23 protein-coding genes and 3 pseudogenes are annotated in these 22,305 nt (G+C 38.5%); 16 read left to right on the top strand and 10 right to left on the bottom strand.

The window, feature by feature from the left end; genetic code table 11:
- Position 1: 1 nt before the first annotated feature.
- Genes MWU78_RS18975 through ribD form a run of 3 tightly spaced genes read right to left on the bottom strand, consistent with a single transcriptional unit; the run spans position 2 to position 2,511 of the window.
- Positions 2-865: a DMT family transporter gene (locus MWU78_RS18975; RefSeq protein WP_247000739.1), complete on the bottom strand. Its 864-nt coding sequence runs from the start codon at positions 863-865 to the stop codon at positions 2-4.
- A gap of 1 nt (position 866) precedes the next feature.
- On the bottom strand, positions 867-1,469 hold the full coding sequence (locus MWU78_RS18970) for an HAD family phosphatase (RefSeq protein WP_247000737.1): 603 nt from the start codon (positions 1,467-1,469) through the stop codon (positions 867-869).
- On the bottom strand, positions 1,462-2,511 hold the full coding sequence (gene ribD, locus MWU78_RS18965; RefSeq protein WP_247000779.1) for a bifunctional diaminohydroxyphosphoribosylaminopyrimidine deaminase/5-amino-6-(5-phosphoribosylamino)uracil reductase RibD: 1,050 nt from the start codon (positions 2,509-2,511) through the stop codon (positions 1,462-1,464). The genes MWU78_RS18970 and ribD overlap by 8 nt, the downstream gene beginning before the upstream one ends.
- Before the next feature lie 42 nt (positions 2,512-2,553).
- Between ribD and MWU78_RS18960 the strand changes: the two genes are divergently transcribed.
- The 10 genes and pseudogenes from MWU78_RS18960 (at position 2,554) to MWU78_RS18920 (ending at position 10,556) form a co-directional block, all read left to right on the top strand.
- Positions 2,554-3,039 carry a GNAT family N-acetyltransferase gene (locus MWU78_RS18960; protein ID WP_247000735.1) on the top strand — a complete coding sequence of 162 codons (486 nt, stop codon included), beginning with the start codon at positions 2,554-2,556 and terminating at the stop codon, positions 3,037-3,039.
- Positions 3,040-3,107: 68 nt separating this feature from the next.
- On the top strand, positions 3,108-3,968 hold the full coding sequence (prmC, locus tag MWU78_RS18955; protein ID WP_247000733.1) for a peptide chain release factor N(5)-glutamine methyltransferase: 861 nt from the start codon (positions 3,108-3,110) through the stop codon (positions 3,966-3,968).
- Between the two features lie 88 nt (positions 3,969-4,056).
- A complete protein-coding gene (locus MWU78_RS18950) occupies positions 4,057-4,638 on the top strand; it encodes a TIGR00730 family Rossman fold protein (protein WP_247000731.1) in 582 nt (193 codons plus the stop codon).
- A pseudogene (gene ligA / locus MWU78_RS18945) lies at positions 4,639-6,252 on the top strand (NAD-dependent DNA ligase LigA); the annotation flags it as partial.
- A gap of 201 nt (positions 6,253-6,453) precedes the next feature.
- The gene (locus MWU78_RS22605) at positions 6,454-7,086 is read left to right on the top strand and encodes a helix-hairpin-helix domain-containing protein (RefSeq protein WP_348647113.1); all 633 of its coding nucleotides are present in this window, start codon (positions 6,454-6,456) and stop codon (positions 7,084-7,086) included.
- Between the two features lie 2 nt (positions 7,087-7,088).
- Positions 7,089-7,547: pseudogene (locus MWU78_RS18940) on the top strand (3'-5' exonuclease); the annotation flags it as partial.
- A 153-nt stretch (positions 7,548-7,700) separates the two neighbouring features.
- A pseudogene (locus tag MWU78_RS18935) lies at positions 7,701-7,955 on the top strand (BRCT domain-containing protein); the annotation flags it as partial.
- 96 nt (positions 7,956-8,051) lie between these two features.
- Positions 8,052-9,386, top strand: a complete 1,335-nt coding sequence (locus tag MWU78_RS18930) for a Na+/H+ antiporter NhaC family protein (RefSeq protein ID WP_247000727.1) — start codon at positions 8,052-8,054, stop codon at positions 9,384-9,386.
- A gap of 10 nt (positions 9,387-9,396) precedes the next feature.
- Positions 9,397-10,230 carry a fumarylacetoacetate hydrolase family protein gene (locus MWU78_RS18925; protein WP_247000725.1) on the top strand — a complete coding sequence of 278 codons (834 nt, stop codon included), beginning with the start codon at positions 9,397-9,399 and terminating at the stop codon, positions 10,228-10,230.
- 23 nt (positions 10,231-10,253) lie between these two features.
- On the top strand, positions 10,254-10,556 hold the full coding sequence (locus MWU78_RS18920; RefSeq protein WP_247000716.1) for a hypothetical protein: 303 nt from the start codon (positions 10,254-10,256) through the stop codon (positions 10,554-10,556).
- Between the two features lie 159 nt (positions 10,557-10,715).
- On the opposite strand, the gene MWU78_RS18915 is transcribed toward MWU78_RS18920, so the two are convergent.
- The 7 genes from MWU78_RS18915 to MWU78_RS18885 form a co-directional block, all read right to left on the bottom strand.
- Positions 10,716-11,492, bottom strand: coding sequence for an NIPSNAP family protein (locus tag MWU78_RS18915; protein ID WP_247000714.1), 777 nt, complete (start codon positions 11,490-11,492; stop codon positions 10,716-10,718).
- 69 nt (positions 11,493-11,561) lie between these two features.
- Positions 11,562-12,011 carry a GNAT family N-acetyltransferase gene (locus MWU78_RS18910; RefSeq protein ID WP_247000712.1) on the bottom strand — a complete coding sequence of 150 codons (450 nt, stop codon included), beginning with the start codon at positions 12,009-12,011 and terminating at the stop codon, positions 11,562-11,564.
- 59 nt (positions 12,012-12,070) lie between these two features.
- A complete protein-coding gene (locus MWU78_RS18905; protein ID WP_247000710.1) occupies positions 12,071-14,374 on the bottom strand; it encodes an FdhF/YdeP family oxidoreductase in 2,304 nt (767 codons plus the stop codon).
- Entirely contained in the window at positions 14,374-14,748 is a 375-nt protein-coding gene (locus MWU78_RS18900) for a hypothetical protein (RefSeq protein ID WP_247000709.1), read from the bottom strand. The genes MWU78_RS18905 and MWU78_RS18900 overlap by 1 nt, the downstream gene beginning before the upstream one ends.
- 68 nt (positions 14,749-14,816) lie before the next feature.
- Positions 14,817-15,650 (bottom strand): formate dehydrogenase accessory sulfurtransferase FdhD, encoded by an 834-nt coding sequence (gene fdhD, locus MWU78_RS18895; protein ID WP_247000707.1) that lies wholly within the window; start codon positions 15,648-15,650, stop codon positions 14,817-14,819.
- A gap of 10 nt (positions 15,651-15,660) precedes the next feature.
- Complete coding sequence (locus MWU78_RS18890) at positions 15,661-16,572, bottom strand: metallophosphatase (RefSeq protein WP_247000704.1); 912 nt, start codon at positions 16,570-16,572, stop codon at positions 15,661-15,663.
- 2 nt (positions 16,573-16,574) lie between these two features.
- Entirely contained in the window at positions 16,575-17,231 is a 657-nt protein-coding gene (locus MWU78_RS18885) for a 5'-nucleotidase (protein WP_247000702.1), read from the bottom strand.
- A gap of 179 nt (positions 17,232-17,410) precedes the next feature.
- Here MWU78_RS18885 and MWU78_RS18880 point away from each other — a divergent pair, with 179 nt between their 5' ends.
- The 6 genes from MWU78_RS18880 to MWU78_RS18855 all read left to right on the top strand — a co-directional run bounded on the left by MWU78_RS18880 (position 17,411) and on the right by MWU78_RS18855 (position 22,241).
- Positions 17,411-17,947 carry a hypothetical protein gene (locus tag MWU78_RS18880; RefSeq protein WP_247000700.1) on the top strand — a complete coding sequence of 179 codons (537 nt, stop codon included), beginning with the start codon at positions 17,411-17,413 and terminating at the stop codon, positions 17,945-17,947.
- Positions 17,947-18,837 (top strand): 4-hydroxy-tetrahydrodipicolinate synthase, encoded by an 891-nt coding sequence (gene dapA / locus MWU78_RS18875; RefSeq protein ID WP_247000698.1) that lies wholly within the window; start codon positions 17,947-17,949, stop codon positions 18,835-18,837. The genes MWU78_RS18880 and dapA overlap by 1 nt, the downstream gene beginning before the upstream one ends.
- A 142-nt stretch (positions 18,838-18,979) precedes the next feature.
- Positions 18,980-19,801 (top strand): outer membrane protein assembly factor BamD, encoded by an 822-nt coding sequence (gene bamD / locus MWU78_RS18870; protein WP_247000696.1) that lies wholly within the window; start codon positions 18,980-18,982, stop codon positions 19,799-19,801.
- A 15-nt stretch (positions 19,802-19,816) separates the two neighbouring features.
- On the top strand, positions 19,817-20,149 hold the full coding sequence (locus tag MWU78_RS18865; RefSeq protein ID WP_031444521.1) for a DNA-directed RNA polymerase subunit omega: 333 nt from the start codon (positions 19,817-19,819) through the stop codon (positions 20,147-20,149).
- A gap of 3 nt (positions 20,150-20,152) precedes the next feature.
- Positions 20,153-21,358 carry a bifunctional phosphopantothenoylcysteine decarboxylase/phosphopantothenate--cysteine ligase CoaBC gene (coaBC, locus tag MWU78_RS18860; RefSeq protein WP_247000694.1) on the top strand — a complete coding sequence of 402 codons (1,206 nt, stop codon included), beginning with the start codon at positions 20,153-20,155 and terminating at the stop codon, positions 21,356-21,358.
- On the top strand, positions 21,351-22,241 hold the full coding sequence (locus MWU78_RS18855; RefSeq protein WP_247000777.1) for a DUF4835 family protein: 891 nt from the start codon (positions 21,351-21,353) through the stop codon (positions 22,239-22,241). The genes coaBC and MWU78_RS18855 overlap by 8 nt, the downstream gene beginning before the upstream one ends.
- Positions 22,242-22,305: the final 64 nt, after the last annotated feature.

The following is a 22,305-nucleotide window of genomic DNA, read 5'->3' as shown; positions in this document are numbered from 1 at the left end:
ATTAAAAAAAAGCGACCAGGAATATACTGATGACCGCTAGTGTAATTCCCATCCAATTTTTGATGCTGATACGCTCTTTGAACAGTATAACCCCTAAAAGCGTTGAGAACATAACGATGGCTACATTATTTATTGTAAAAACAGATGCACTGTTAAGGTATTCGTGCTGTAGTGCACGCAACAGGTAATATATTGAAAAATAATTAAGAATGCCCAGTCCAATTCCGCCAATAGCAGTTGTGACATTCGGCGTAGAACGTGTCTTAAAAGATTTTATGCCGATAAAAATAATGCCAGTTATTGCGGCGGAACCAAAAACTACTGCAGAAAACAGGGGAAACTCTTCTTTTGGGACCAATGTTTCCTCCAAATATTTAATACTGGTATCTATTATGCCCGAACCAATAAAAACCAGGACGGGAAGTATCAGGAAATTCTTCTTTATGAGTATGTCCCTTTCCTTTACAGATGCGAAGTATACGGCTGCAAGGGCCAAAAAAATACCTATGGATTTTAAGACCCCTAGTTTTTCATCATATACCAACAAACCAAAGATAACTGGAATTACGAGCGACATCTTCGTAGCTACTGAGGCTACTGAAACCCCACTTTTTTGCGAGGTCGCGGCCATGAGATTAAACACGAGAATAAACAATATACCCAAAACCAAAGTGCCCAGAAACCATGGTTTTGTAGGTATTTCCAAGAGAACAATATTTTTTTCATACAACATCATTCCAACTGTAGATGCAACAATATAATTAATTATGATGGCATTTAAGGTTTCTACCTTATAGGTGTCAAACAGTTTGAAAACAACAAAAATTAAACTGGAAAACAGTACGCTTAAACCTAGGTCCAACATGCTACAGCCTTTCCTTTAATTGAATTACATCTTCCTTGCCAACCATTAGGTTCCAGGTTTTTATTCCCAATTTTCTGGCGGCATCCGTATTTTCTTTGGTGTCGTCAATAAATAGGGTGTCTTCCGGGCTCAGATTATTTTGCTCCAATACAAATTGAAATATTTCATCATTGGGTTTCCTTAATTTAATTTCATGCGATAAATAAAACTGTTCAAAAGAGTTTTTAAACCGTCCGTAATTTTCGGCACCCATAATCTGTCCCACGTGGGGGATGTGCAAGGCATTCGTGTTGCTTAAAAGGAATAGTCTATACTTCTTTTCTTTAGCCAAGCTTTCCAAAAATGTAAGACGGTGTTCCGGAAAATCCAGTATCATGGAATTCCAAACGTTAATAATTTCCTCCCTGCTAAGGGCGGGGAAATCCGGTTGAAGTAGACTCACAAACTCCATTGAGCTGATTTTGCCAACTTCAAAATCCTCATTAATGGAATGATATTTAGGAAGAAACTCTAGGACATTTTTATTTTCCAACGCTTTAAAAACTACCTGTTTGTCCAAGTTGATAAATATATCTCCAAAATCGAATATAATGTTCTTAATCATGCTTTAAGAGTGTTAACGTATCTGATTCTATTTGCTTTTCGCTGATGGTAATACCTTTAATTTCAGGAGCTATCAGGCCTTCCCCAAAAACATTTCTGCCCTTAAAGATCCTGGCTTCATCCCAAAGTTCAGCATCTATAAAGCTTTGGAGTGTTTTGGCTCCGCCTTCAATAATAACACTTAATATATGATGTTTATACAGGATAGCGCAAATTTGGGAGGCCAATTTGTTTTCAAAATCAATTTCCTCATATATTAGTCCGTCTTTGTGCTTTTTTGGTCCTGGGCCGGTAAGAATAATGGTTGTTACACTACCGTCCATCACATGGTATTTGTTACTTATTTTTAATTCCCTGTCCAAAACAATTCTAATTGGGGCCTTTCCTTTCCAATGACGAACGTTTAGCTTTGGGTTATCGGCCAATACGGTATTGGTTCCCACTAAAATGGCCTGTTCCTGACTTCGCCATTGATGAACCAATTGCTGTGAATACGGGTTGGTAATCCAAAAAGGTTCAAGATTGCTACTTCTTTTTTCTTGGGTTGGTGCTATAAAGCCATCTGCCGTTTCTGCCCATTTTAAAACAATATATGGCCTCATTTTGGTATGATAGGTAAGAAATCGCCTATGGTGCTCCCGACACTCTTTTTCAAGTACGCCAACAATAACTTGGCAGCCTGTAGCCCTTAGTTTTTCAATGCCTTTACCAGCTACTTTTTCATGAGGGTCCAATAGGCCTATAATTACACTGGGAATCCCATGCTTTATAATTAAGTCAGCACAAGGAGGGGTTTTACCATAATGGGAACATGGTTCCAGGGTTACGTATAAGGTAGCTTCTTTTAATAGCGCTTTGTCCTTCACGGAATTTATGGCATTGACCTCGGCATGGGGACCACCATAAGGACTAGTATAACCCTCTCCTATAATAGTATCGCCATGAACAATAATACTGCCCACCATAGGGTTGGGATAGGTAGTTCCCAGTCCATTTTTGGCCAGCTGTATACATCTTGAAATATATTTTTCGTGTATCTTCACTTCGTAAAAATAGAACAATATAGGTATATTATTAATAAACATATGTCAGGCACTATTATACGAGAAATTCAGCCAGGTGACAATCAGGAGGTTGCAAGGGTAATAAGGAAAGTTTTAGAGGATTTGGGTGTTCCAAAAGTAGGGACTGCCTATGCCGATAAAGCCTTGGATGATATGTATGGGAATTATGATGTTCCAAGGTCCGATTATTTTGTGGCAGAGGAAAATGGTAGTATTATAGGATGTGCAGGAATTGCCCAATTGGAGAATTATGAGGGGAACGTATGCGAATTACAGAAAATGTATTTTCTGGAAGAAGCCAGGGGCAGGGGATTGGGCCTTAAAATGATCAATGTTTGTGTAGATAGAGCTATTGAATATGGCTATGAACAATGCTATTTGGAAACCATGCCCTATATGAAGGATGCCCAAAAACTATATTTAAAGTCCGGTTTCCAATATATAAATGGGCCTATGGGAAATACCGGTCATTATTCATGTCCTGTTTGGATGCTTAAAAGTCTGTAGAAAATAGTTGAAACCTACGGAATACTGTTAAGTTACAGGTTGATTAAACTGTTTGCAAAAAGTAGGGAATGTTATTAAAAGAGATTAAAAAAATTTACCATTTAGAGCTAGATCCTATTTTTCCAAAAGAAGAGGTAGATAGCTTTTTTTATTTGGTAATAGAGCATTATTTGGGTTTGGAAAGATTTGTTTTGGTCATGGAACCTAATCTGGTTGTGTCCAAGGAAAAGGAGGACCACCTGTTTTATGCACTAAGCCAATTAAAATTGGAACGACCAATTCAACATATTTTGGGGAAAGCCCATTTTTGTGAACTTGAGTTTTATGTGGACGAAAATGTTCTGATTCCACGGCCGGAAACCGAAGAATTGGTGTATTGGATACTGGAAGAGCTACAAAGTGAGGATTCCTCTAAAGAGATAAAAATATTGGATGTTGGTACAGGAAGTGGTTGTATTGCTATTTCCCTGGCTAAAAACCTGCCCAATGCCAAAGTGGTTGCCATGGATATTTCAAAAAAGGCCATTCAGATGGCGGAACGGAATGCCAAGGAAAATAATGTGGACATAGAGTTTGTTGAAGCGGATATCCTGTCCAATATGAATTTTGAAGGTGAATTTGACATAATTGTATCCAACCCACCTTATGTCAGGGAATTGGAAAAAGTTGAAATGAAAAATAATGTTCTTGACCATGAACCTGGATCGGCACTCTTTGTTTCCGATAAGGATCCTTTGATTTTCTATAAAAAAATTGTGCAATTTGCTGAAGGTCACCTAAAGAAAAAGGGTGTTCTGTATTTTGAAATCAATCAATATTTAGGTGAGGAGACAAAAGAACTTTTGGGAAATGGAAAATTTTCGGAAATTGAAATCAGAAAGGATATGTTCGGGAATGCTAGGATGTTGAAAGGAATGCTTAATTCTTGATATAGGGGCAGGGCCAATAATTTATTGGTGGGACTATAATTTCGAATTAAAGTATCAAGTATATACGAATTGGTAAGTTGTGTAAATTATGAAAAGCGTAGTTGTATTTTGTGGAAGCAGTGAGGGCAATGATCCGGAAATAGTGGAATGCGCCTATGAATTAGGGGCAAGATTGGCCAATGAAGGTATGACCTTGGTATATGGTGCCGCTAAAATAGGTATTATGGGTAAATTGGCGCAAGGAGCTCTGGACCATCAAGGTGAGGTTATTGGTGTTATCCCAGATTTTTTAAAATTAAAGGAAGTATTCCATTCGGGACTTACCCAACTGATCATTACAAAGAACATGCATAAACGCAAATTAAGGATGCACGACCTTTCCGATGGAATTATTACACTTCCCGGCGGATTTGGCACCATGGAGGAATTATTCGAGATGATTACTTGGGCACAACTAGGCCTACATCAAAAACCTATTGGGCTTTTGAATGTCAATGGATTTTATGATGAATTGCTTGCTATGTTGCGTACTATGGTAAGAAAGGGGTTCTTAAAACAGGAATACTACGATATGTTATTGATAGATAATTCTATTGACGGACTTTTAGATAAAATGAAAAACTACCAACCCTTGCCATTGCCAAAATGGATTAAAAAGGAACAGCTATAAATGGAGATCAAACAGAAGATAGAAAACCTCAGAACTGAGCTTAGGGAGCATAATTATAATTATTATGTCCTGGACAATGCCATAATTTCCGATTATGAGTTTGATATGAAACTAAAGGAGCTGCAGGCTCTGGAAGAAAAATATCCTGAATTCTATGATGCTAGTTCCCCCACTTTAAGGGTAGGTGGTACAATTACCAAGAATTTTGAAACATTGGTACATGAACATCGTATGTATTCCTTGGACAATTCCTATTCCAAAGAAGATCTGGAAGATTGGGAAAAACGCATTCAAAAAATATTGGGAGACGCTCAGGTAGAATTTACATGTGAACTTAAATACGATGGGGCGTCCATTAGTTTAACGTACGAGGATGGCAGGCTGGTACGTGGACTCACCCGCGGTGATGGGTTTCAAGGCGATGACGTTACCAATAATATAAAGACCATTAGATCGGTACCTTTACAATTAAAAGGGGATTACCCACCCAAATTTGATATTCGTGGGGAAATTGTATTGCCTTTTGAGGGATTCGCAAAGATGAACCAGGAAAGAATCGAGAATGGGGAAGATCCCTATATGAACCCGCGAAATACCGCTTCTGGTAGTTTAAAATTACAGGACAGTGCCCTAGTTGCGGAACGACCTCTTGATTGTTTATTGTACAGTATAGTTGGGATAAATTTGGGATTTGAGTCACAATTCCAAATGCTGGAAAAGGCTAGGTATTGGGGTTTTAAGGTCCCCAAAGCGGCCAAATTATGTAAAACCACTGAGGACGTCCTGGAATTTATCGAATATTGGGATAAGCATAGACATGAATTGCCTTATGAGACCGATGGGGTGGTTATTAAAGTGAATAGTATACAGCATCAAGAAGAATTGGGGTATACCTCCAAATCTCCTCGTTGGGCTATGGCCTATAAATTTAAGGCGGAGCAGGTTTCTACGATTTTGAATGAGATTACATACCAGGTTGGGCGTACAGGTGCTATAACACCAGTAGCCAATTTGGAACCCGTACTTTTGGCGGGTACTACCGTAAAAAGAGCTTCCCTTCACAATGCCGACCAAATAGAAAAGATTGATATTAGGGTGGGGGATACCGTTTTTGTGGAAAAAGGAGGAGAAATAATTCCGAAAATTGTTGGGGTGGATTTTAGCCAAAGACCTTCAGATTCGCAGCCTACCAACTATATTGATCATTGCCCGGAATGTAATACTCTATTGGAACGTACCGAGGGAGATGCCAAACATTATTGCCCTAATGAATATGGCTGTCCTCCACAGATTACAGGCCGTATTCAACATTTTGTATCCCGCAAGGCTATGGACGTGGATGGTGTTGGACAGGGAATAATTGAAATATTATACTATAACAACCAAATATCTAATTATTCAGATCTTTATTTTTTGGAGTTTGATAAAATTATTGGACTTGAACGATGGTTAAATAATGACAATGCGGGGTTGAAATATGAAAATCAATTACAAGTCGAATTAAAAAAGGCCATTTATGGATTAAGTTATAAGTGGGGTAACTTGACGCTTGTTGAATCTGAAATTTTGAGTTGTAAAGTCAATTCTTTGGAAGAATTACTGCATTCTGATGAAAGGATATTTGACTCAAAAATTAATGATAAAAAGTTTCTAAAATTTAAGCAAGCATTATTTGAGGCGTGGAGCTATATTAATATTGATGATTATAAATCATTTAAAAACCATATCTCTTTTAATCTTTTATTAGATTTAAAATTCCCAGCAATAAGATATTCAAGTTTATCTATTACTGAACATTTAAATAAATTGAATTTCGTGGATGAGTCATTGAAATTTATTAATGGGTCTAATCAAATAAAGGATTTTGAGAATTTCATTATTAGAGTTTCAGATAGAAATAGAATTAGTATACAGGTTAAGACGGCGGAGAATATTTTCAAATCCCTTGATAAATCTAAACAGCGAGGATTTGAGAATGTTTTATTTGCATTGGGGATTAAGGATGTAGGTGAGGTAAATGCAAAGAATTTAGCTTATAATTTCAAAAGTATTGACCGATTAATGACTGCTACTTATGACGATTTGGTTGCATTGCGAGATATTGGTGAATCTGTGGCTAAAAACATTTTGAGTTTCTTTTCAAAAAGCATAAATCAAGAAATTATTGGCAGGCTAAAGGAATCGGGACTTCAGTTTTCAATAATTGAAAAGGAAAATGTTTCTAACAAATTGGAAGGATTAAGCTTTGTGGTATCAGGTAGTTTTTCCATTGATAGAAATGAATTGAAGAAATTAATAGAGGACAATGGCGGGAGAAATATAAGTTCGTTGAGTAAAAACACTTCTTATTTGATTGTTGGAGACAAAATGGGACCTGCAAAGAAGGAAAAGGCAGAAAAGGAAAATATAAAAATGATATCTGAGGAAGAATTTTTTAAAATGCTATAAAATTGGAAAGATACACAGCTTTTGACTTTGAAACAGCAAGTGGTAAGAACCCATGCTCTATTGGTATTGTTGAATTTGAACGAGGGGAAGTAATTAATACATTTTACTCATTAATTAATCCGGAAATTGAAAAATTTAATCCCTTTGCTGTAAGAATTCACGGTATTTCGGAATCGGATGTAACCAATGAGAAAACTTTTGGTGAAATCTGGAATGATATAAAGCATTATTTTGAAAATCGAAACGTAGTGGCCCACAATACAAGTTTCGACATCTCTGTTTTGCAATTTTCATTGGGTAGATATAATTTGAGTTGCCCGGATTTCAATTGTTTTTGTACAATGCGCATAGCAAAGAGGTTTTTAGGGCTTAGAAACTATAAGTTGAGCACCTTGGCAAAACATTATGGAATTAATCAGGACAACTATCATAATTCATTAGAAGATGCTAAAGTTTGCGGAGAAGTATTCAATAATCTAGTTAATCAATTTGACGATATCACGGTCTATATGAAATCAACTTCTTTAAGCGTAAAAGGCGTTAAAGTTGTTAACGATCGAAATAATTTGTCTAATTCTAGTTCAAAAGTTGATAATTATTTCAAGAGAAAGGTAATTACCGAAAAACTAAGTTTAACGTCGAGTGTTTTGGTAAATAAAGTTATTGTTGTGTCAGGTGTTTTCGAAAACCTCAGTAGGGATGAACTTAAAAAATTGATCGAAGATAACGGCGGAAAAGTGGGGTCGAGTATTTCTTCAAAAACTTCTTATCTTGTGGCAGGAGATAAGATGGGTCCCAGTAAAAGGACGAAAGCAGAAAGTTTGGGAGTACCCATTATTACGGAGACTGATTTTATGGGTATGCTATAATTTTTGCCTATTGTTAATAATGAAGATAATCAATGTAGGTTATAGATAGTTGGGGATGATTATGAATTTTAAAAAGTGCTACGCTAAATAAGAATTATGTATACCATCCTGCTACTGCTGATATGTATTGTTTTCATAATTGTGGCTTCCACCCGTTTTAAGCTTCACCCATTTTTGGCATTATTGGCCGCCAGCTTATTATTCGGTATTTTTTCTGGACTCCCATTGGATGAGCTCATAAAAACTATTAACGATGGATTTGGTGCTACCATAGGGGGTATTGGTATCATAATTATCGCGGGTTTAATTATAGGGACTTTTTTGGAAAAATCGGGAGGTGCCTATACCTTGGCCAACCTTGTCTTAAAGATTATTGGTCCAAAGCGGGTACATATGGCGATGGGTTTTATTGGTTTTTTCGTATCCATACCAGTATTTGCCGATAGTGGTTTTATTATCGTCTCCCCATTAAATAGGGCACTTACTAAAAAGGCAAAATTGTCCTTGGCGGGAACGGCAGTGGCCCTGTCACTAGGTTTAATGGCTTCCCATACTATGGTACCCCCAACTCCTGGTCCCATTGCCGCTGCAGGTATCTTAGGTGCAGATTTGGGTCAGGTTATCCTCTTTGGTCTCATGACCAGTATACCGGCCTTGTTGGTCTGTATTCTATTTGCCAAAAAAATAGGTTCCAAAATTTTTATTGATCCCGCGCCAAAGCTAACGGAGGAGCAGATCAATTCCCAGTTGGAAAATGCTCCATCTGTTTTTAAATCCTTTATTCCCATTGTAGTTCCTATTCTGCTTATTGTGCTGAGGTCTTTTGCGGAATACCCCACTATGCCGTTTGGCGACGGAACTTTTAAGTATGCTATAGGATTTGTAGGCAACCCGGTGGTGGCCCTGTTGATCGGAATGGTGTTGTCCTTTACCTTGCCCAAGAAATTGGATAAGGAAATGTTGAGCACCTCGGGTTGGATAGGAGAGGCACTTACTTCCGCAGCCATTATTATATTAATAACTGGGGCCGGCGGGGCATTTGGAAAAGTACTGCAGACTTCGGACATTAGTTCCTTGCTGGAGAACAATGTTACCAATGGAAATTTAGGGATTTGGTTACCATTCCTGATTGCTGCAGGCATTAAGACCGCCCAGGGCTCCTCTACGGTAGCCATAATTACAACAGCTTCCATTATTGCCCCATTGATGCCTGCAATGGGTTTTGATACCGAGGTTGCAAAAGCTTTGGCGGTAATTGCCATTGGCGCAGGTGCGTCCCTGGTCTCCCATGCCAATGATAGCTTCTTTTGGGTAGTAACCCAAATGAGTGATATGAAGGTAAATCAAGGGTATAGGACACACAGTTTAGGGACTGCAATTTTGGGCTTTTCAGCAATGATAGTTTTAACGATAATTAGTTTATTAATATAATTTATAAAGGATGAAAGTTTTTAAGACCAACCAAGGTATTCTAATTGAAAATAACCATAAATTTTATCTAACCGATATGGATTGGGATTCGTTTATTACGGACGATGACATTTATGCCAATACCCTGACCTTAATTTCCAAATTAAATCCTATCGGGAATAGTGCCTCATTGTTGAACGGCAGTATATTGCCTCCTGTAGGGCGTCAAGAAATTTGGGCTTCTGGGGTAACTTATTACAGCAGTCGGGAGGCACGTATTGAAGAATCCAAAGATGCTGGGGGAGGCGATTTTTATGACCGGGTGTATAATGCGGAGCGACCGGAATTATTTTTTAAAAGTACTGCTAGCCGGGCAGTGGGGCATAAGCAGGATGTTAGGATCAGAAAGGATTCCAAATGGAACGTCCCCGAGCCGGAATTGACATTGGTAATAACCCCTAATGCGAAAATAATAGGGTATACCATTGGAAACGACATGAGTTCCAGGGATATTGAGGGGGAGAACCCCTTATATCTCCCACAGGCCAAGAGTTATGATGGAGCAGCGGCTATAGGGCCTTGTATTTGGCTGACCAAGGAACCCATTTCCATGGATACCAAGATCAAAATTCAAATTGTTCGTAAAGGTAATACAGTATTCGAAGGTGAGACCGAGGTGGGACAAATGAAAAGAAAACTTTCCGATCTTGTTCACTACCTGTATCGTGAAATGTCTTTTCCTTATGGCAGTCTTTTAATGACCGGGACCGGAGTGGTACCGCCAGATTCCTTTACCCTTGATCATGGCGATGTTATTAATATTACGGTAGATTCAATAGGGACCCTATCCAATACTGTAGCATAGATTGTTAATTTTAAATATGAATAATGTCCTTTCCAAAAAGTTATAAGGAATTTGAAGAAACCCTTAATCAACTATCGCCACCGCCTACTTGGTCCGGAGCTTTGAGGGCTATGTGGTTCGATGTTAAGGGGGATTGGGAGTCGTCCCATAATATTGCTCAGGACATGCATGATAATAATGGGAGCTGGATCCATGCTTATTTGCATAGAAAAGAAGGGGATAAATTTAATGCGGGTTATTGGTATAGAATGGCAGGGAAAACATTTCCTAGCATAAACTTGGAGGACGAACAACGGCAATTGGTGGAGTATTTTTTAGTGGAGTAGCACTTTCAACGATTGTTTCGGCTAAAAGTTTAGTTGTTATTATTTAAAATAAATAGGCCGTGAAATAGTTTCACGGCCTATTTTGTAATAAAAGTTTTTTATCCACAACATGGTTTTTCTCCTTTGTTTCCAGACCCTGGAAACAAAGCGGACTTATGATTAATAATCGGAATATTCTGTAGGATAGAAAAAGCGGGTCACATTTTTGGAAACGTTGTTTTGGTACATTGGGTCTGCCTTTAATTTATTCCAGACGGGTGAATCGGAAAATGATTTCCAATGGGCATCCCTACTAGCCTGATTTTCGAATGTGGTCATATACATGAGGTTGGGCATATTGGCTCCTGAAAGTACCTCCCCATAGAAAACGGCATTAAAACCTAAATTGTCAAAAAGTGTAACCTCACCACCTTTATTGAACATTTCTACTTTATTGATGTACTTGGCTACAGTCGAGGATTCATAGCTTCTTAATTCATAAATACGGTCTTTACGGGGTCCACTTAAAGGTGAGGCCTTCATCTTGGGCATATCTACAAATGCCTTTAATAGGACAGATTCAACCCTGCTGAAAGGAGGGTTTTTATAGGGTGCATCCAAAAAATCCTTGGCCGACGCCATATAAATTTTGTCTTTCTGGAGTTTGGCCTCCAATGTTTCCAACTCGGAAATACCTCTCATTGGTATTAACACCTTAATACTTCTCGGATTTAAAGAGTCGATGGTCCTAGGTTTAAATACGCCGATGTTTTTTATATTCAATTTTTTAAGCGCTGGCAATAAGGCCCCGCTCAGGTATTTGTCAGTACTTTTTTCCTGTTCCTCGGTGTCCAAGAGGTAGGTTTTAAGTTGGTAATATTCACGTTGCTGGGCTTGGCCCCAAGTGCTGATAGTGAATAAAAACAAAAGAAAAGGAAGATATAAGGCTTTGTGCATTGCGTTTGGATTAGGATTAATAATTGATTTTATTGGTGATTGATAAGGTAGTGTTTTTCGATAATAATGTCATAGGTTTTTAATAAAGCAAACACTATTGGACATTCCCTTGTATTGTCCGTAATTGGGAATGGAGAGATAGCCGTTTTTTTTATAGAGTGCAATTGCCTCTGGTTGTCTAAGTCCTGTTTCCAAAATACAGGAACTGTAATCCTTTTCCGCTGCCCAATTTTCCAACTCCTTTAAAATTATTGAAGCAATTCCCTTTCCGCGTTCGTTTGGGGCTACAAACATTCTTTTGATCTCCATGGTGGTGGAATTGTGTTCCTTTATTGCGCCACAGCCTACCGGTTTATTTTTCGAATATGCCAAAACTACAAAGGGTAGGTTTACAATGCCATTGAATTGCGCGTAGAAGTCATGGTCATCCCCATCCCTTAGCTTCAAATCGGCATCAAGTAATTTAACCAGTGCTATAAAATCCGAATTTTTGGAATTACTTCTTTTAATGGTCACCATAATAATGTGATTTTTTTTAAGTATGGCTCAATAGGCCTGGACCTTGTTTCTTTAAAAGTCTAGGAGACATGTTTATTAATTTTAATAACCACAGATTTGGAGGTTGGAGTATTGCTTTGGTCGGCCGTACTGTTTAAAGGAACCAGAACATTGGCCTCAGGAAAGTAGGTTGCACAGCATTGTTGGGGGATATCGTAAGGTAAAACAATGAATTTTGGGGCGACCCTTTCCTTATTGTCGTGATAATTATGGAGGTTTACCAAATCCCTTTCGTTAAGTTGATGCTCTTCCATATCCTTGGGATTCATCAATATAATCCTTCGTTCATTAAAAATACCCCTATAGCGATCATTAAGCCCATAAATTGTGGTGTTAAACTGATCGTGGCTACGTATGGTCATCATTAGAAGTTCATCAGATTGTAAAATAACGGCATCACTATTGGATATACTGAAATTGGCCTTCCCGGTCGTGGTATTATAGGAATTGTCCCGTGCCCCGTTAGGTAAATAGAAGCCGGAAGGCTGTCTTACCCTTTGATTGTAGTTCTCAAATCCAGGAATACATTTTTGGATACTTTCCCGGATGTGGTCGTAATGTAATAGATATTTCCCCCAATCCACTTTGGAGTTTTTCAAGGTGGCCATTGCTAAATGGCAAACAATGTCAGGTTCACTTAACAATTGGTCCGATATAGGTTTTAGACTTCCTTTGGAGCTATGAACAACGCCCATAGAATTTTCTACACTCACAAATTGTAATTCCCCATTAATAACGTCTTTATCCGTCCTTCCCAAACAAGGTAGGATGATGGCTTCCCTGCCATGGATAAGATGACTGCGGTTTAGTTTGGTGGATACCTGAACGGTAAGGTCACATTTTTGAAGTGCTTCTGCCGTATATAGGGTATCTGGGGTTGCCGATAAAAAATTACCTCCCATTGCAAAAAAGATCCTTGCTTTACCGGAATGCATGGCTTTGATACTTTCTACAGTGTCAAATCCATGTTTACGAGGTGGATTAAATTGGAATACTTTTTCAAGGCTGTCCAGGAATGATTTTGGAGGCTTTTCGTAAATTCCCATGGTTCGGTCTCCCTGTACATTACTGTGGCCACGAACAGGACAGGTGCCGGCACCGGGTTTTCCTATGCTTCCCTTTAGCAACAAAAGGTTGACAATTTCTTTTATGGTGTTTACCGAGTTTTTGTGTTGTGTAAGGCCCATGGCCCAACAGGCAATAATTTTGTTTTTGGTACTTAGGATACGGGCAACCGTTTCCAAGGTTTCAAGGGGTATTCCGGATTCGGCTACAAGTTTATTTATATCCAGTGTTCTTATGTGGGTCAAGTAATCTTCAAATCCCTGGGTCTTTTCTTCAATAAAGGAAATGTCAAAAACAGTACCTGGACGCTTGTCCTCTTCAACCAGCATAAGTTTTACCAAGGCCTGAAGGAGTGCCATATCCCCATTTATTTTTACTTGGAGATATATATCGGTTAATTTGGTCTTTATCCCCAATGCTCCCTTTATTTCTTGAGGATTGTTAAAATTTAAAAGACCGGTCTCAATAATCGGGTTTATGGAAATAATAGTAGCCCCATTTTCTTTCGCCTTTTTAAGGGCGCTTAGCATTCTGGGGTGATTAGTTCCGGGATTTTGGCCTAGAATAAGTATAACTTCAGTATTGTAAAAATCTTCCAGCTTTACGGAGCCTTTGCCTATGCCAAGGGTGTCCGTAAGTGCCACCCCACTACTTTCATGGCACATATTGCTACAGTCCGGCATGTTATTGGTGCCGTATTCCCTAACAAAAAGTTGGTACAGGAAAGCGGCCTCGTTGCTAGTTCTACCGGAGGTGTAAAATATGGCCTCGTCAGGACTATTTAAGCTATTGAGGTGTTCTGCTATTTTGTTAAAAACCCTTTCCCATGTTATTTCCTGATAAAAGTTAGACCCTTCGGGCAGGAACATAGGCTGTGCCAACCTCCCTTTTTTGCCTATTTCGTAATCGGAAAGCATGGAAAGTTGGGAAACACTATTCTCTTTGAAAAAGTTGGCGTCCAATTTTTTGGTAGTGGCCTCCTCGGCAATGGCCTTGGCACCATTTTCACAATATTCTGCAATAGAGCTTCGCTCATCGTCCGGGTCCGGCCAGGCACAACCAGGACAGTCAATTCCACCTTTTTGGTTGAGGTTGGCAAGTGCTTTTAACCCACGGCCGAGTCCCATTTCTCCGAGAACATGTTTGGCCGATGATATAACGGCAGGAATTCCTGCGGCCACTTTTTTGGGTTCCGTGGTTTTTAGACCGGTTAATTTTGCCGGAGCTGTTGGACTAGGTTTTTCAGGTTTTATGGCCATTATTTTTTGGTTGTTGCCGCGGGGTTGGGGTAATTATCCGATTGATCTTCCACACGCTCATCCAAACAAACAAAATCTTTTTCCAATAGTAGGCTTAAAGTTTGTCCATTGGCCAAGTTCATATCATTCGCATAACCAACTCGATCTATATCCGGCCATTTTTCACTTTCATTTTTGGGAATATATAAGGTTATGGTATCTTCCTGAAAATCCGCTTGAAGGGCAGTGATGCCCTCTTTGGCCATTACACGATAGCCAAAGTTTTTTCCGTTAAATGATGTGTGCTCTTCAAAGAAACCTTTTGCCTGTAGTGCGGTTACTTCGGAACGGGTGAGCCTGTAGCGTATGGAATTTCCTTGTATCCTAATTTTCATTTAATCCAAATTTTATATCCGAGTATATAAAGTTATGGATTACAAAATCAGCTTCAAAGTTTAGACACCTATATTTTAATACGATTTGCTCCGGTATAGATGTTGTAACGGGTTTCGCTTAGAAAGCCAATTAAGGTAATATCGTGTTCCAGAGCCAATTCCACAGCCAGGCTGGACGGTGCTCCCACAGCCATAATAAAATGAATTCCAGCCATGGCGGCCTTTTGTATCAATTCGAAGCTAGCCCGACCACTCAGAAATAATAAATGCCGATTTAAGGGCAATTGCTCCTGTTGAAGACTATGGCCTAGGAGTTTGTCCAAGGCATTATGCCTACCAACATCTTCCCGGACATTAATCAGCTGACCATGGGTATTGAAAAGAGCTGCTGCGTGAATCCCACCAGTGTTGTTAAAAATATTCTGTTGTTGTTGAAGTATCCCGGGAAAGGATTTAATGAGGTTTTTTTCAATTAGAAAATTGGATGGAGAGGAGGGAAGGCGACAGACTGTTTTTAAAGCTTCAATACTGGCTTTGCCACAAACACCACAACTACTGCTGGTGTAAAAATGTCTTTCCAATTTACTAAGATCTATTTCTTCAGAATTGTTTAGTTGGACATTTATGCTGTTTTCATCACGAACAACCATTGAAATTTGATGGGAGGCAATAATAATTCCCTCGGTAAAGAGAAATCCTAGGGCAAGATCCCGATCGTGGCCAGGGGTCCTCATGGTTATGGAAATACTTTTATTTTTAATGGGGGAATCCGCATTTAAAACACTGATACTAATTTCCAGGGGTTCTTCAACAGCTATGGCATCTGTGTGCTCTTCAAGGTCGTCTCCCAGAATTTTAATAATTTTTTTTGAGACTATGGATTTGACTTTTTCCTGAATCATAATTTTGTGTTTACACTTTTATGGACACTCCCTCCCAAGTACTTTGCTTTCCATCGTCAAAATAAAAATCGATTCGGCCTAAATTAATGCCAAAACAACCTACCTGGTTTACCAACATTTGTTGGTTTTTTCTATTGTTTGTTATTGTTGGCCGATCTAAAAACGTATGGGTATGACCACCAATAATTAAGTCTATATTTTCTGTACTGGCGGCAAGTTTCAGGTCGTCCGGTTTTTGTGGATTTTGGTATTGGTAACCTAAATGGGAAAGACAGATAATTAAATCACATTTCTCTTCTTCCTTAAGAGTAAGGCTTATCTCCTGGGCAATTTCTATAGGATCCAAATAAACGGTTTCTTGGTATAATCTTTTGGTGACTAGACCGGCAAGTTCTATTCCCAATCCAAAAACGCCAACCTTGATTCCGTTTACATGATAAACTTTATAAGGCTTTACATGACCTTCCATTAGCGTATTGGTGAAATCATAATTGGCCGATAAAAAATCAAATTTGGCATAGGGAAGTTGAGCGGCAAGACCATCGAGGCCATTGTCAAAATCGTGATTGCCAATGGTGGCGGCATCATATTTTAACATGCTCATTAGTTTAAATTCCAATTCGCCCCCATAAAAATTGAAGTAGGGAGTTCCCTGAAAAATATCCCCGGCATCGAACAAAAGTGTATTTGGGTTTTCTTTTCTTATTTGATCCACCATAGTTGCCCTTCTTGCCAGACCGCCCAAATTGGGGTAAGTGGAATGGTTGGTGGGAAATGGGTCTATATGGCTATGTACATCGTTGGTGTGCAAGATGGTGATGTGTTTACGGGACGAATTATGGCAAGAATTCATCGTCAGCCCCCCTAAGCCAACAAATGCGGAGGACGCTGCAGTCTGGGATATAAATTTTCTACGATCCATAATTAATCAATTTTTATAAATCGGTCATCTTCAAATGCGGTTATAGTATCCATTTTCTTAAAATAATCTACCATGGTATTTCTGATCAGGTAATCCGAATCGGTCAGTGAAATATAATCTTTAAAAAAATCCATCTTATCCCCTCCAGTCACCAAATAGTCAGAAGTAGCAACAAAATAGGTCCTGTTCTCATCAAAAGGTTGACCTTGTATGTTGACCGCTTGCAAGCTTTTATTTTTATCCACAATTATTTGAATTCCTGAAATGGGATGTGCAACGGTAGATTTTATTAGGAAAGATACCATGGCCCTAATAGTTTTTCCATCCAATTCGGTGATAACCACCGAATTTTCAAAGGGCATTACCTCATAGGCAGTACGCTCCGTAATATTTCCTGCAGAAATTATAGACCGGATACTTCCAAAATTAAGGAGTACAAAATCTATTTTATTCCCTGTTCTCGCGGTAAAAACGGGGTTTACTTCTTGCATTACTATGTCCGCCATTAAATTGCCGGCAGTAGTATTCAGTGAGCCGTCCGTTTTTGATATTGCCTTTGGTGCGAAGGCTAAAACACTGTCCAACACCTGGTTGATCCTGTTGCGATAAGGGGCGATAAGGTTTTCAACGGAATCTTTTGGAGTTGTGGAGTAATTCACTTGAACCCTTTGTCCCTCAATGTTTCTTAGTTTGGGGACAGATTCCTTGCACGCGAGGAAGATTACACATGTTACAATTATAACAAAATGTTTGTTTTTTAAACTCATATACTTCTTACCTTCGTGTAAATATTGTGTTGATAATATTTACATTTACATTCTTGAAAATGTAAAAATACATGTTTTTAAAAGCGCTTAAGGAAAAAATTAAATTTAGGGCCGGTAAAAAGTTTTTACAGCGGGGATTGAATACCCCTTCGGAGGTGGTACATCGAGAAAAAGGTATAAGTTCTATAGGTTGTATTGTGGATTTGGATGAGTTTGAAAATGCCAATGCCTTTTATGAATTTGTGGATGAATTTTCTTTAAGGCCAAATTCGGTAAAAATAATTGGGTACAAGAAATATTATGATAAAAATTCTCCCTATTCCACGCCGGTTTTTTCGGATAAGGATTTGGGATGGAAGGCAAATATTGAAAACAGTTATGCCCTCGAGTTTTTAAACAGGGAATATGATTTATTGGTAAATTATTATACGGATGAAAAATTATTATTACAATTAATGACTTTAAAGACCAGGGCAAGATTAAAGGTGGGCTTTGGTAATGTGGACAAAAATTTAAATGATTTGATATTGAATACCCCAATTAAGGATTTCCAAACCTTTAAAAAGGAATTGCGGAAATATTTAAGGGTTTTAAATGAGATTAAGTAATGGAACAGTTAGTTGGCACAGGTGTTGCTTTGGTGACTCCTTTTAAGGAGGATTTTTCTATAGATACGATTGCATTGACAAAAATCGTAAATTATTGTGTGGATGGTGGAATAGATTATTTGGTGGTTTTAGGTACCACTGGTGAGTCTGTTGTACTAACAAAAAAAGAAAAGCAACTTGTAATAAATACCATTGTTGATGCCAATGATGGAAGGCTTCCATTGGTATTGGGAGTAGGGGGCAATAACACGGCAGCTGTAGTGGAAGAGCTTCAAGAAACCGATTTGAACGATTTCGTAGCAATTTTATCGGTCTCGCCTTATTATAACAGACCGACCCAAGAGGGTATTTATCAACATTTCAAAGCTATTTCCTTGGTGTCGTCCAAGCCAATAATATTGTACAACGTGCCGGGAAGAACTGGGAGCAACATGCTTCCTGAAACCGTTTTGAGGTTGGCCAACGATTTTAATAATATTATTGGCATTAAGGAGGCTTGCGGCGATATGGTTCAGATAATGCGCACCATTAAGGGTAAGCCTGCAGACTTTATGGTGATATCCGGTGATGATTTTACTGCTCTTTCCACGGTTTTGGCCGGTGGTTCAGGGGTAATATCCGTCTTGGGGCAGGGAGTACCATCAGAATTCTCCCAAATGATACGTTTTGGATTGGCTGGTAAGGTTAAGGAAGCCTTTAACTTGCATTACGCCCTTCAGGATGGTATGGATCTAATTTTTAAAGAGGGAAATCCTGCTGGTATAAAGGCATTATTGGAGGCTGTAGGTTTAGGTACTGCGGTTGTTAGATTGCCATTGGTAGAGGCTACGGGAACTCTTAAAAAAACTATTAAGAGCTTTTTAAATACCTTGCTCAAGACGACTGCGTAGTAAAATACAGTCAACTTGCTTTAGGATTTTATGCCCACAAAGTTAAAACTTGCACAAAAATGTTGTCAGTAGTAAAGCTGCGGGCTATTTTAGCGATATAAAAATGTTTTTTATATCCGTTTAGAATCCTTAATTTTGCAAAATGTTTTTAAAAATGAAGCGTTTATTTTCCTTTTTATTATTGGTTGCCTTCCTTAGCTCTTGTAGTGAGTACCAAAAGGTGCTTAAAAATGAAGATGTTAAGGCCAAATATGATTTGGCTGAAAAGTTTTATGATGCAGGTGATTTTAAAAGGGCAAACCGTTTATTGGAACAGATTGCCCCAAAGTATATAGGTAAGCCACAAGGGGAACGAGTTATGTTCTTTCTTGCGGATTCTTATTTTCAAACTAAGGACTATAACATGGCCGGCTACCAGTTTGAAAGGTTTTTAAAGTCATACCCGAAAAGTGATAAAGCCGTAGAAGCAGGATTTTATGGTGCAAAAAGTTACTACAAATTATCGCCGAAATATTCTTTAGATCAAACAGATACCGATAAGGCCTTGATAAAATTGCAAAATTTCATCAATGCATATCCAGAATCGGAATTCCTGGTAGAGGCCAATATAATGGCAAAGGAATTGACGACAAAGAAGGAGCGCAAATCCTATGAGATAGCTAAGCAGTTCAATACCATAGGAGAATTTGATTATACATTTTTAACTCCAGCGGTGACCGCTTTTGATAATTTTATATCTGATAATCCAGGTTCTGTTTATCGTGAAGATGCTCTTTATTATAAATTTGATGCATCTACAAATTTGGCGATGAATAGTTTCGATTACCTTAAAAAAGAACGATTGAACGATGCTAAGGCCGCTTATCAGGCTTTCAAAAAATCTTTTCCGGAGTCCAAGTATCTTAAGGATGCCACCAAGACTTTGGAAAAAGTTGAAAAAGAATTAGAAGTTTATTCCAAATAAAAATACCTTTTTGATATGAATATGAACGATTTAAAAAACTCGAAAGCTCCTGTTTCCACGGTAACTATCAATAAAAATGATTTTGATGCCAAAACTGGGAATATCTATGAGGCTATATCCATAGCTGCCAAAAGAGCTGTTCAGATAAATTCTGAAATTAAAAAAGAGCTTTTGGAGAAGTTGGAGGAATTTGCAACCTATAGTGATAGTCTGGAGGAAGTTTTTGAAAACAAAGAACAGATCGAGGTTTCTAAATTCTACGAAAAATTGCCTAAACCACACGCATTGGCAGTAAAGGAGTGGTTAGATGATAAAATTTATCACAGGAATACAGAGAAAGACGCTTAAAGGATGTTGAGCGGTAAGAATATACTTTTAGGAATTACTGGGGGTATAGCTGCATATAAAACTACCTTTTTGGTCCGTTTACTTATAAAAGCTGGCGCTAACGTTAAAGTTGTTTTAACGGATAGCGCCAGCTCTTTTGTTACCCCCTTAACCTTGGCCACCCTGTCCAAAAACGCGGTGCTTTCTTCGTTTGTAAATGAGGAAGATGGCAGTGTTTCCTGGAACAATCATGTAGAATTGGGACTATGGGCAGATATTGTCCTGATTGCTCCTGCAACGGCCAATACCTTGTCCAAAATGGCCAATGGTACTTGCGATAATTTATTGATGGCAACATATTTATCTGCGAAGTGCCCTGTTTACTTTGCTCCAGCAATGGATTTGGATATGTTTAAACATCCGTCCACAACAGCGACTTTTAAAAAGCTATTATCCTTTGGAAATATTATGATTCCAGCAACTTCCGGCGAGCTGGCCAGTGGATTGATTGGTGAAGGCCGTATGGCCGAACCCGAAGATATAGTTGATTTTCTCAATGATCACCTTGGCAAAGGACTGCCGCTAAGAGGTAAAAAGGTATTGATTACTGCCGGGCCCACATATGAAGCCATTGATCCAGTTAGGTTTATAGGCAATCATTCCACGGGATTAATGGGGTACGAATTGGCAAGAAATGCCGCTAAACTTGGGGCTATGGTATACTTGGTTTCAGGCCCTTCGCATTTGAGCGTTCAGCATTCGAGCATTCAACTTGTTAAAGTAACTTCTGCCGATGAAATGTATAAGGAAACCACTTCTCTGTACAAAGATATGGATGTGGTTATTTGTGCGGCAGCCGTAGCGGATTACAAACCAAAAACCGTGGCAGTACAGAAAATTAAGAAAACTTCTGAAGAGTTTAGTATTAGCTTGGTTAAAAACAAGGATATCCTATTTTCTTTGGGAGAAATGAAGAAGAATCAGTTTTTGGTGGGATTTGCCTTGGAAACGGAGAATGAAGTGGAAAACGCCATAGGAAAATTAAAAAGGAAAAATTTGGACGCCATTGTTTTAAATTCCCTGAACGATAAAGGTGCGGGTTTTGGAAAGATCACCAATAAAGTATCGTTCATAGATAAGAATTTGGATATAAAAACGTTTGAGTTAAAAACCAAGGCAGAGGTAGCCTTGGATATTTTAAATGAAATCACTAACAGGATCCATGCGTAATCTATTTTTAATCATAATTTGTACTCTAGCTTCCATATCCGTCGAAGCCCAGGAATTAAATTGTGCTGTTACCATAAATTCGGATCAGGTAGGACAGACCAATCAGCAAATTTTCAAGACCTTGGAGCGTTCCTTGAACGATTTCGTCAATAAGAATAGATGGTCCAATAGAGTTTATAAGGAAAATGAAAGGGTAAATGCCCAAATGTTTATTACCATAACCGAGTATGAATCCAACAGGTTTAAAGGGAATATTCAGATCCAATCTTCAAGACCGGTTTTTAATACTTCCTATATAAGTCCAATATTTAATTATAAGGACAATCAGTTGAGTTTTAATTACATTGAGTTTCAGCCTTTGGTTTTCAATGAAAACAATATAGATTCCAATCTAGTAGGGGTATTGGCTTTCTACTCTTATATAATCTTGGGATTGGATGCCGATACGTTTTCTTTAGAAGGCGGAAGTGACTTCTATAAAAAAGCGCAGCAGGTGGTTACTTTGGCTCAAAGTGCAGGTTTTTCGGGATGGGCACAAACATCTGGGGACAGAAGTAGATTTGAGTTGGTAGACAACCTTATGTCCAACTCCTACAGGGAATATAGAATAGCCATGTATAATTACCATAGAAAGGGATTGGATGTGTTGGCAGATAATAATAGTACAGGGAAGCAGGTTGTTGCTGGTACCATGCGTTTGTTCGAAACCATGGTGGGCAGACATCCCAATGCTTTTTTAATTCAAACTTTCTTTGATGCAAAGTCAGAAGAAATACAAAATGTATTTTCCGATGGTCCTAAAGTGGATATTGTACAACTAAAGCAGACCTTGAATAAAATAGCTCCTCTTTATTCTTCCACTTGGAATGAAATAAAATTTTAATAGGGTTCCTTCAAGCCAATGTTTTGGTCTACTCTTGGTCATTAGGGAATTGGTGTTGAGAAAT

The sequence above is a fragment of the Arenibacter sp. F26102 genome (assembly GCF_023015865.1).
In the GTDB taxonomy this organism is placed as follows: domain Bacteria; phylum Bacteroidota; class Bacteroidia; order Flavobacteriales; family Flavobacteriaceae; genus Arenibacter.
This window is presented reverse-complemented; position numbering and strand designations above follow the sequence as displayed.

What these genes read in the sequence shown, in the direction of transcription:
- MWU78_RS18975 (WP_247000739.1), bottom strand. Translation starts at nt 865, where the DNA reads ATGTTGGACCTAGGTTTAAGCGTACTGTTTTCCAGTTTAATTTTTGTT.
- MWU78_RS18970 (WP_247000737.1), bottom strand. Translation starts at nt 1,469, where the DNA reads ATGATTAAGAACATTATATTCGATTTTGGAGATATATTTATCAACTTG.
- MWU78_RS18960 (WP_247000735.1), top strand. Translation starts at nt 2,554, where the DNA reads ATGTCAGGCACTATTATACGAGAAATTCAGCCAGGTGACAATCAGGAG.
- prmC (WP_247000733.1), top strand. Translation starts at nt 3,108, where the DNA reads ATGTTATTAAAAGAGATTAAAAAAATTTACCATTTAGAGCTAGATCCT.
- MWU78_RS18950 (WP_247000731.1), top strand. Translation starts at nt 4,057, where the DNA reads ATGAAAAGCGTAGTTGTATTTTGTGGAAGCAGTGAGGGCAATGATCCG.
- MWU78_RS18930 (WP_247000727.1), top strand. Translation starts at nt 8,052, where the DNA reads ATGTATACCATCCTGCTACTGCTGATATGTATTGTTTTCATAATTGTG.
- MWU78_RS18925 (WP_247000725.1), top strand. Translation starts at nt 9,397, where the DNA reads ATGAAAGTTTTTAAGACCAACCAAGGTATTCTAATTGAAAATAACCAT.
- MWU78_RS18920 (WP_247000716.1), top strand. Translation starts at nt 10,254, where the DNA reads ATGTCCTTTCCAAAAAGTTATAAGGAATTTGAAGAAACCCTTAATCAA.
- MWU78_RS18915 (WP_247000714.1), bottom strand. Translation starts at nt 11,492, where the DNA reads ATGCACAAAGCCTTATATCTTCCTTTTCTTTTGTTTTTATTCACTATC.
- MWU78_RS18910 (WP_247000712.1), bottom strand. Translation starts at nt 12,011, where the DNA reads ATGGTGACCATTAAAAGAAGTAATTCCAAAAATTCGGATTTTATAGCA.
- MWU78_RS18905 (WP_247000710.1), bottom strand. Translation starts at nt 14,374, where the DNA reads ATGGCCATAAAACCTGAAAAACCTAGTCCAACAGCTCCGGCAAAATTA.
- MWU78_RS18900 (WP_247000709.1), bottom strand. Translation starts at nt 14,748, where the DNA reads ATGAAAATTAGGATACAAGGAAATTCCATACGCTACAGGCTCACCCGT.
- fdhD (WP_247000707.1), bottom strand. Translation starts at nt 15,650, where the DNA reads ATGATTCAGGAAAAAGTCAAATCCATAGTCTCAAAAAAAATTATTAAA.
- MWU78_RS18890 (WP_247000704.1), bottom strand. Translation starts at nt 16,572, where the DNA reads ATGGATCGTAGAAAATTTATATCCCAGACTGCAGCGTCCTCCGCATTT.
- MWU78_RS18880 (WP_247000700.1), top strand. Translation starts at nt 17,411, where the DNA reads ATGTTTTTAAAAGCGCTTAAGGAAAAAATTAAATTTAGGGCCGGTAAA.
- dapA (WP_247000698.1), top strand. Translation starts at nt 17,947, where the DNA reads ATGGAACAGTTAGTTGGCACAGGTGTTGCTTTGGTGACTCCTTTTAAG.
- bamD (WP_247000696.1), top strand. Translation starts at nt 18,980, where the DNA reads ATGTTTTTAAAAATGAAGCGTTTATTTTCCTTTTTATTATTGGTTGCC.
- MWU78_RS18865 (WP_031444521.1), top strand. Translation starts at nt 19,817, where the DNA reads ATGAATATGAACGATTTAAAAAACTCGAAAGCTCCTGTTTCCACGGTA.
- coaBC (WP_247000694.1), top strand. Translation starts at nt 20,153, where the DNA reads ATGTTGAGCGGTAAGAATATACTTTTAGGAATTACTGGGGGTATAGCT.
- MWU78_RS18855 (WP_247000777.1), top strand. Translation starts at nt 21,351, where the DNA reads ATGCGTAATCTATTTTTAATCATAATTTGTACTCTAGCTTCCATATCC.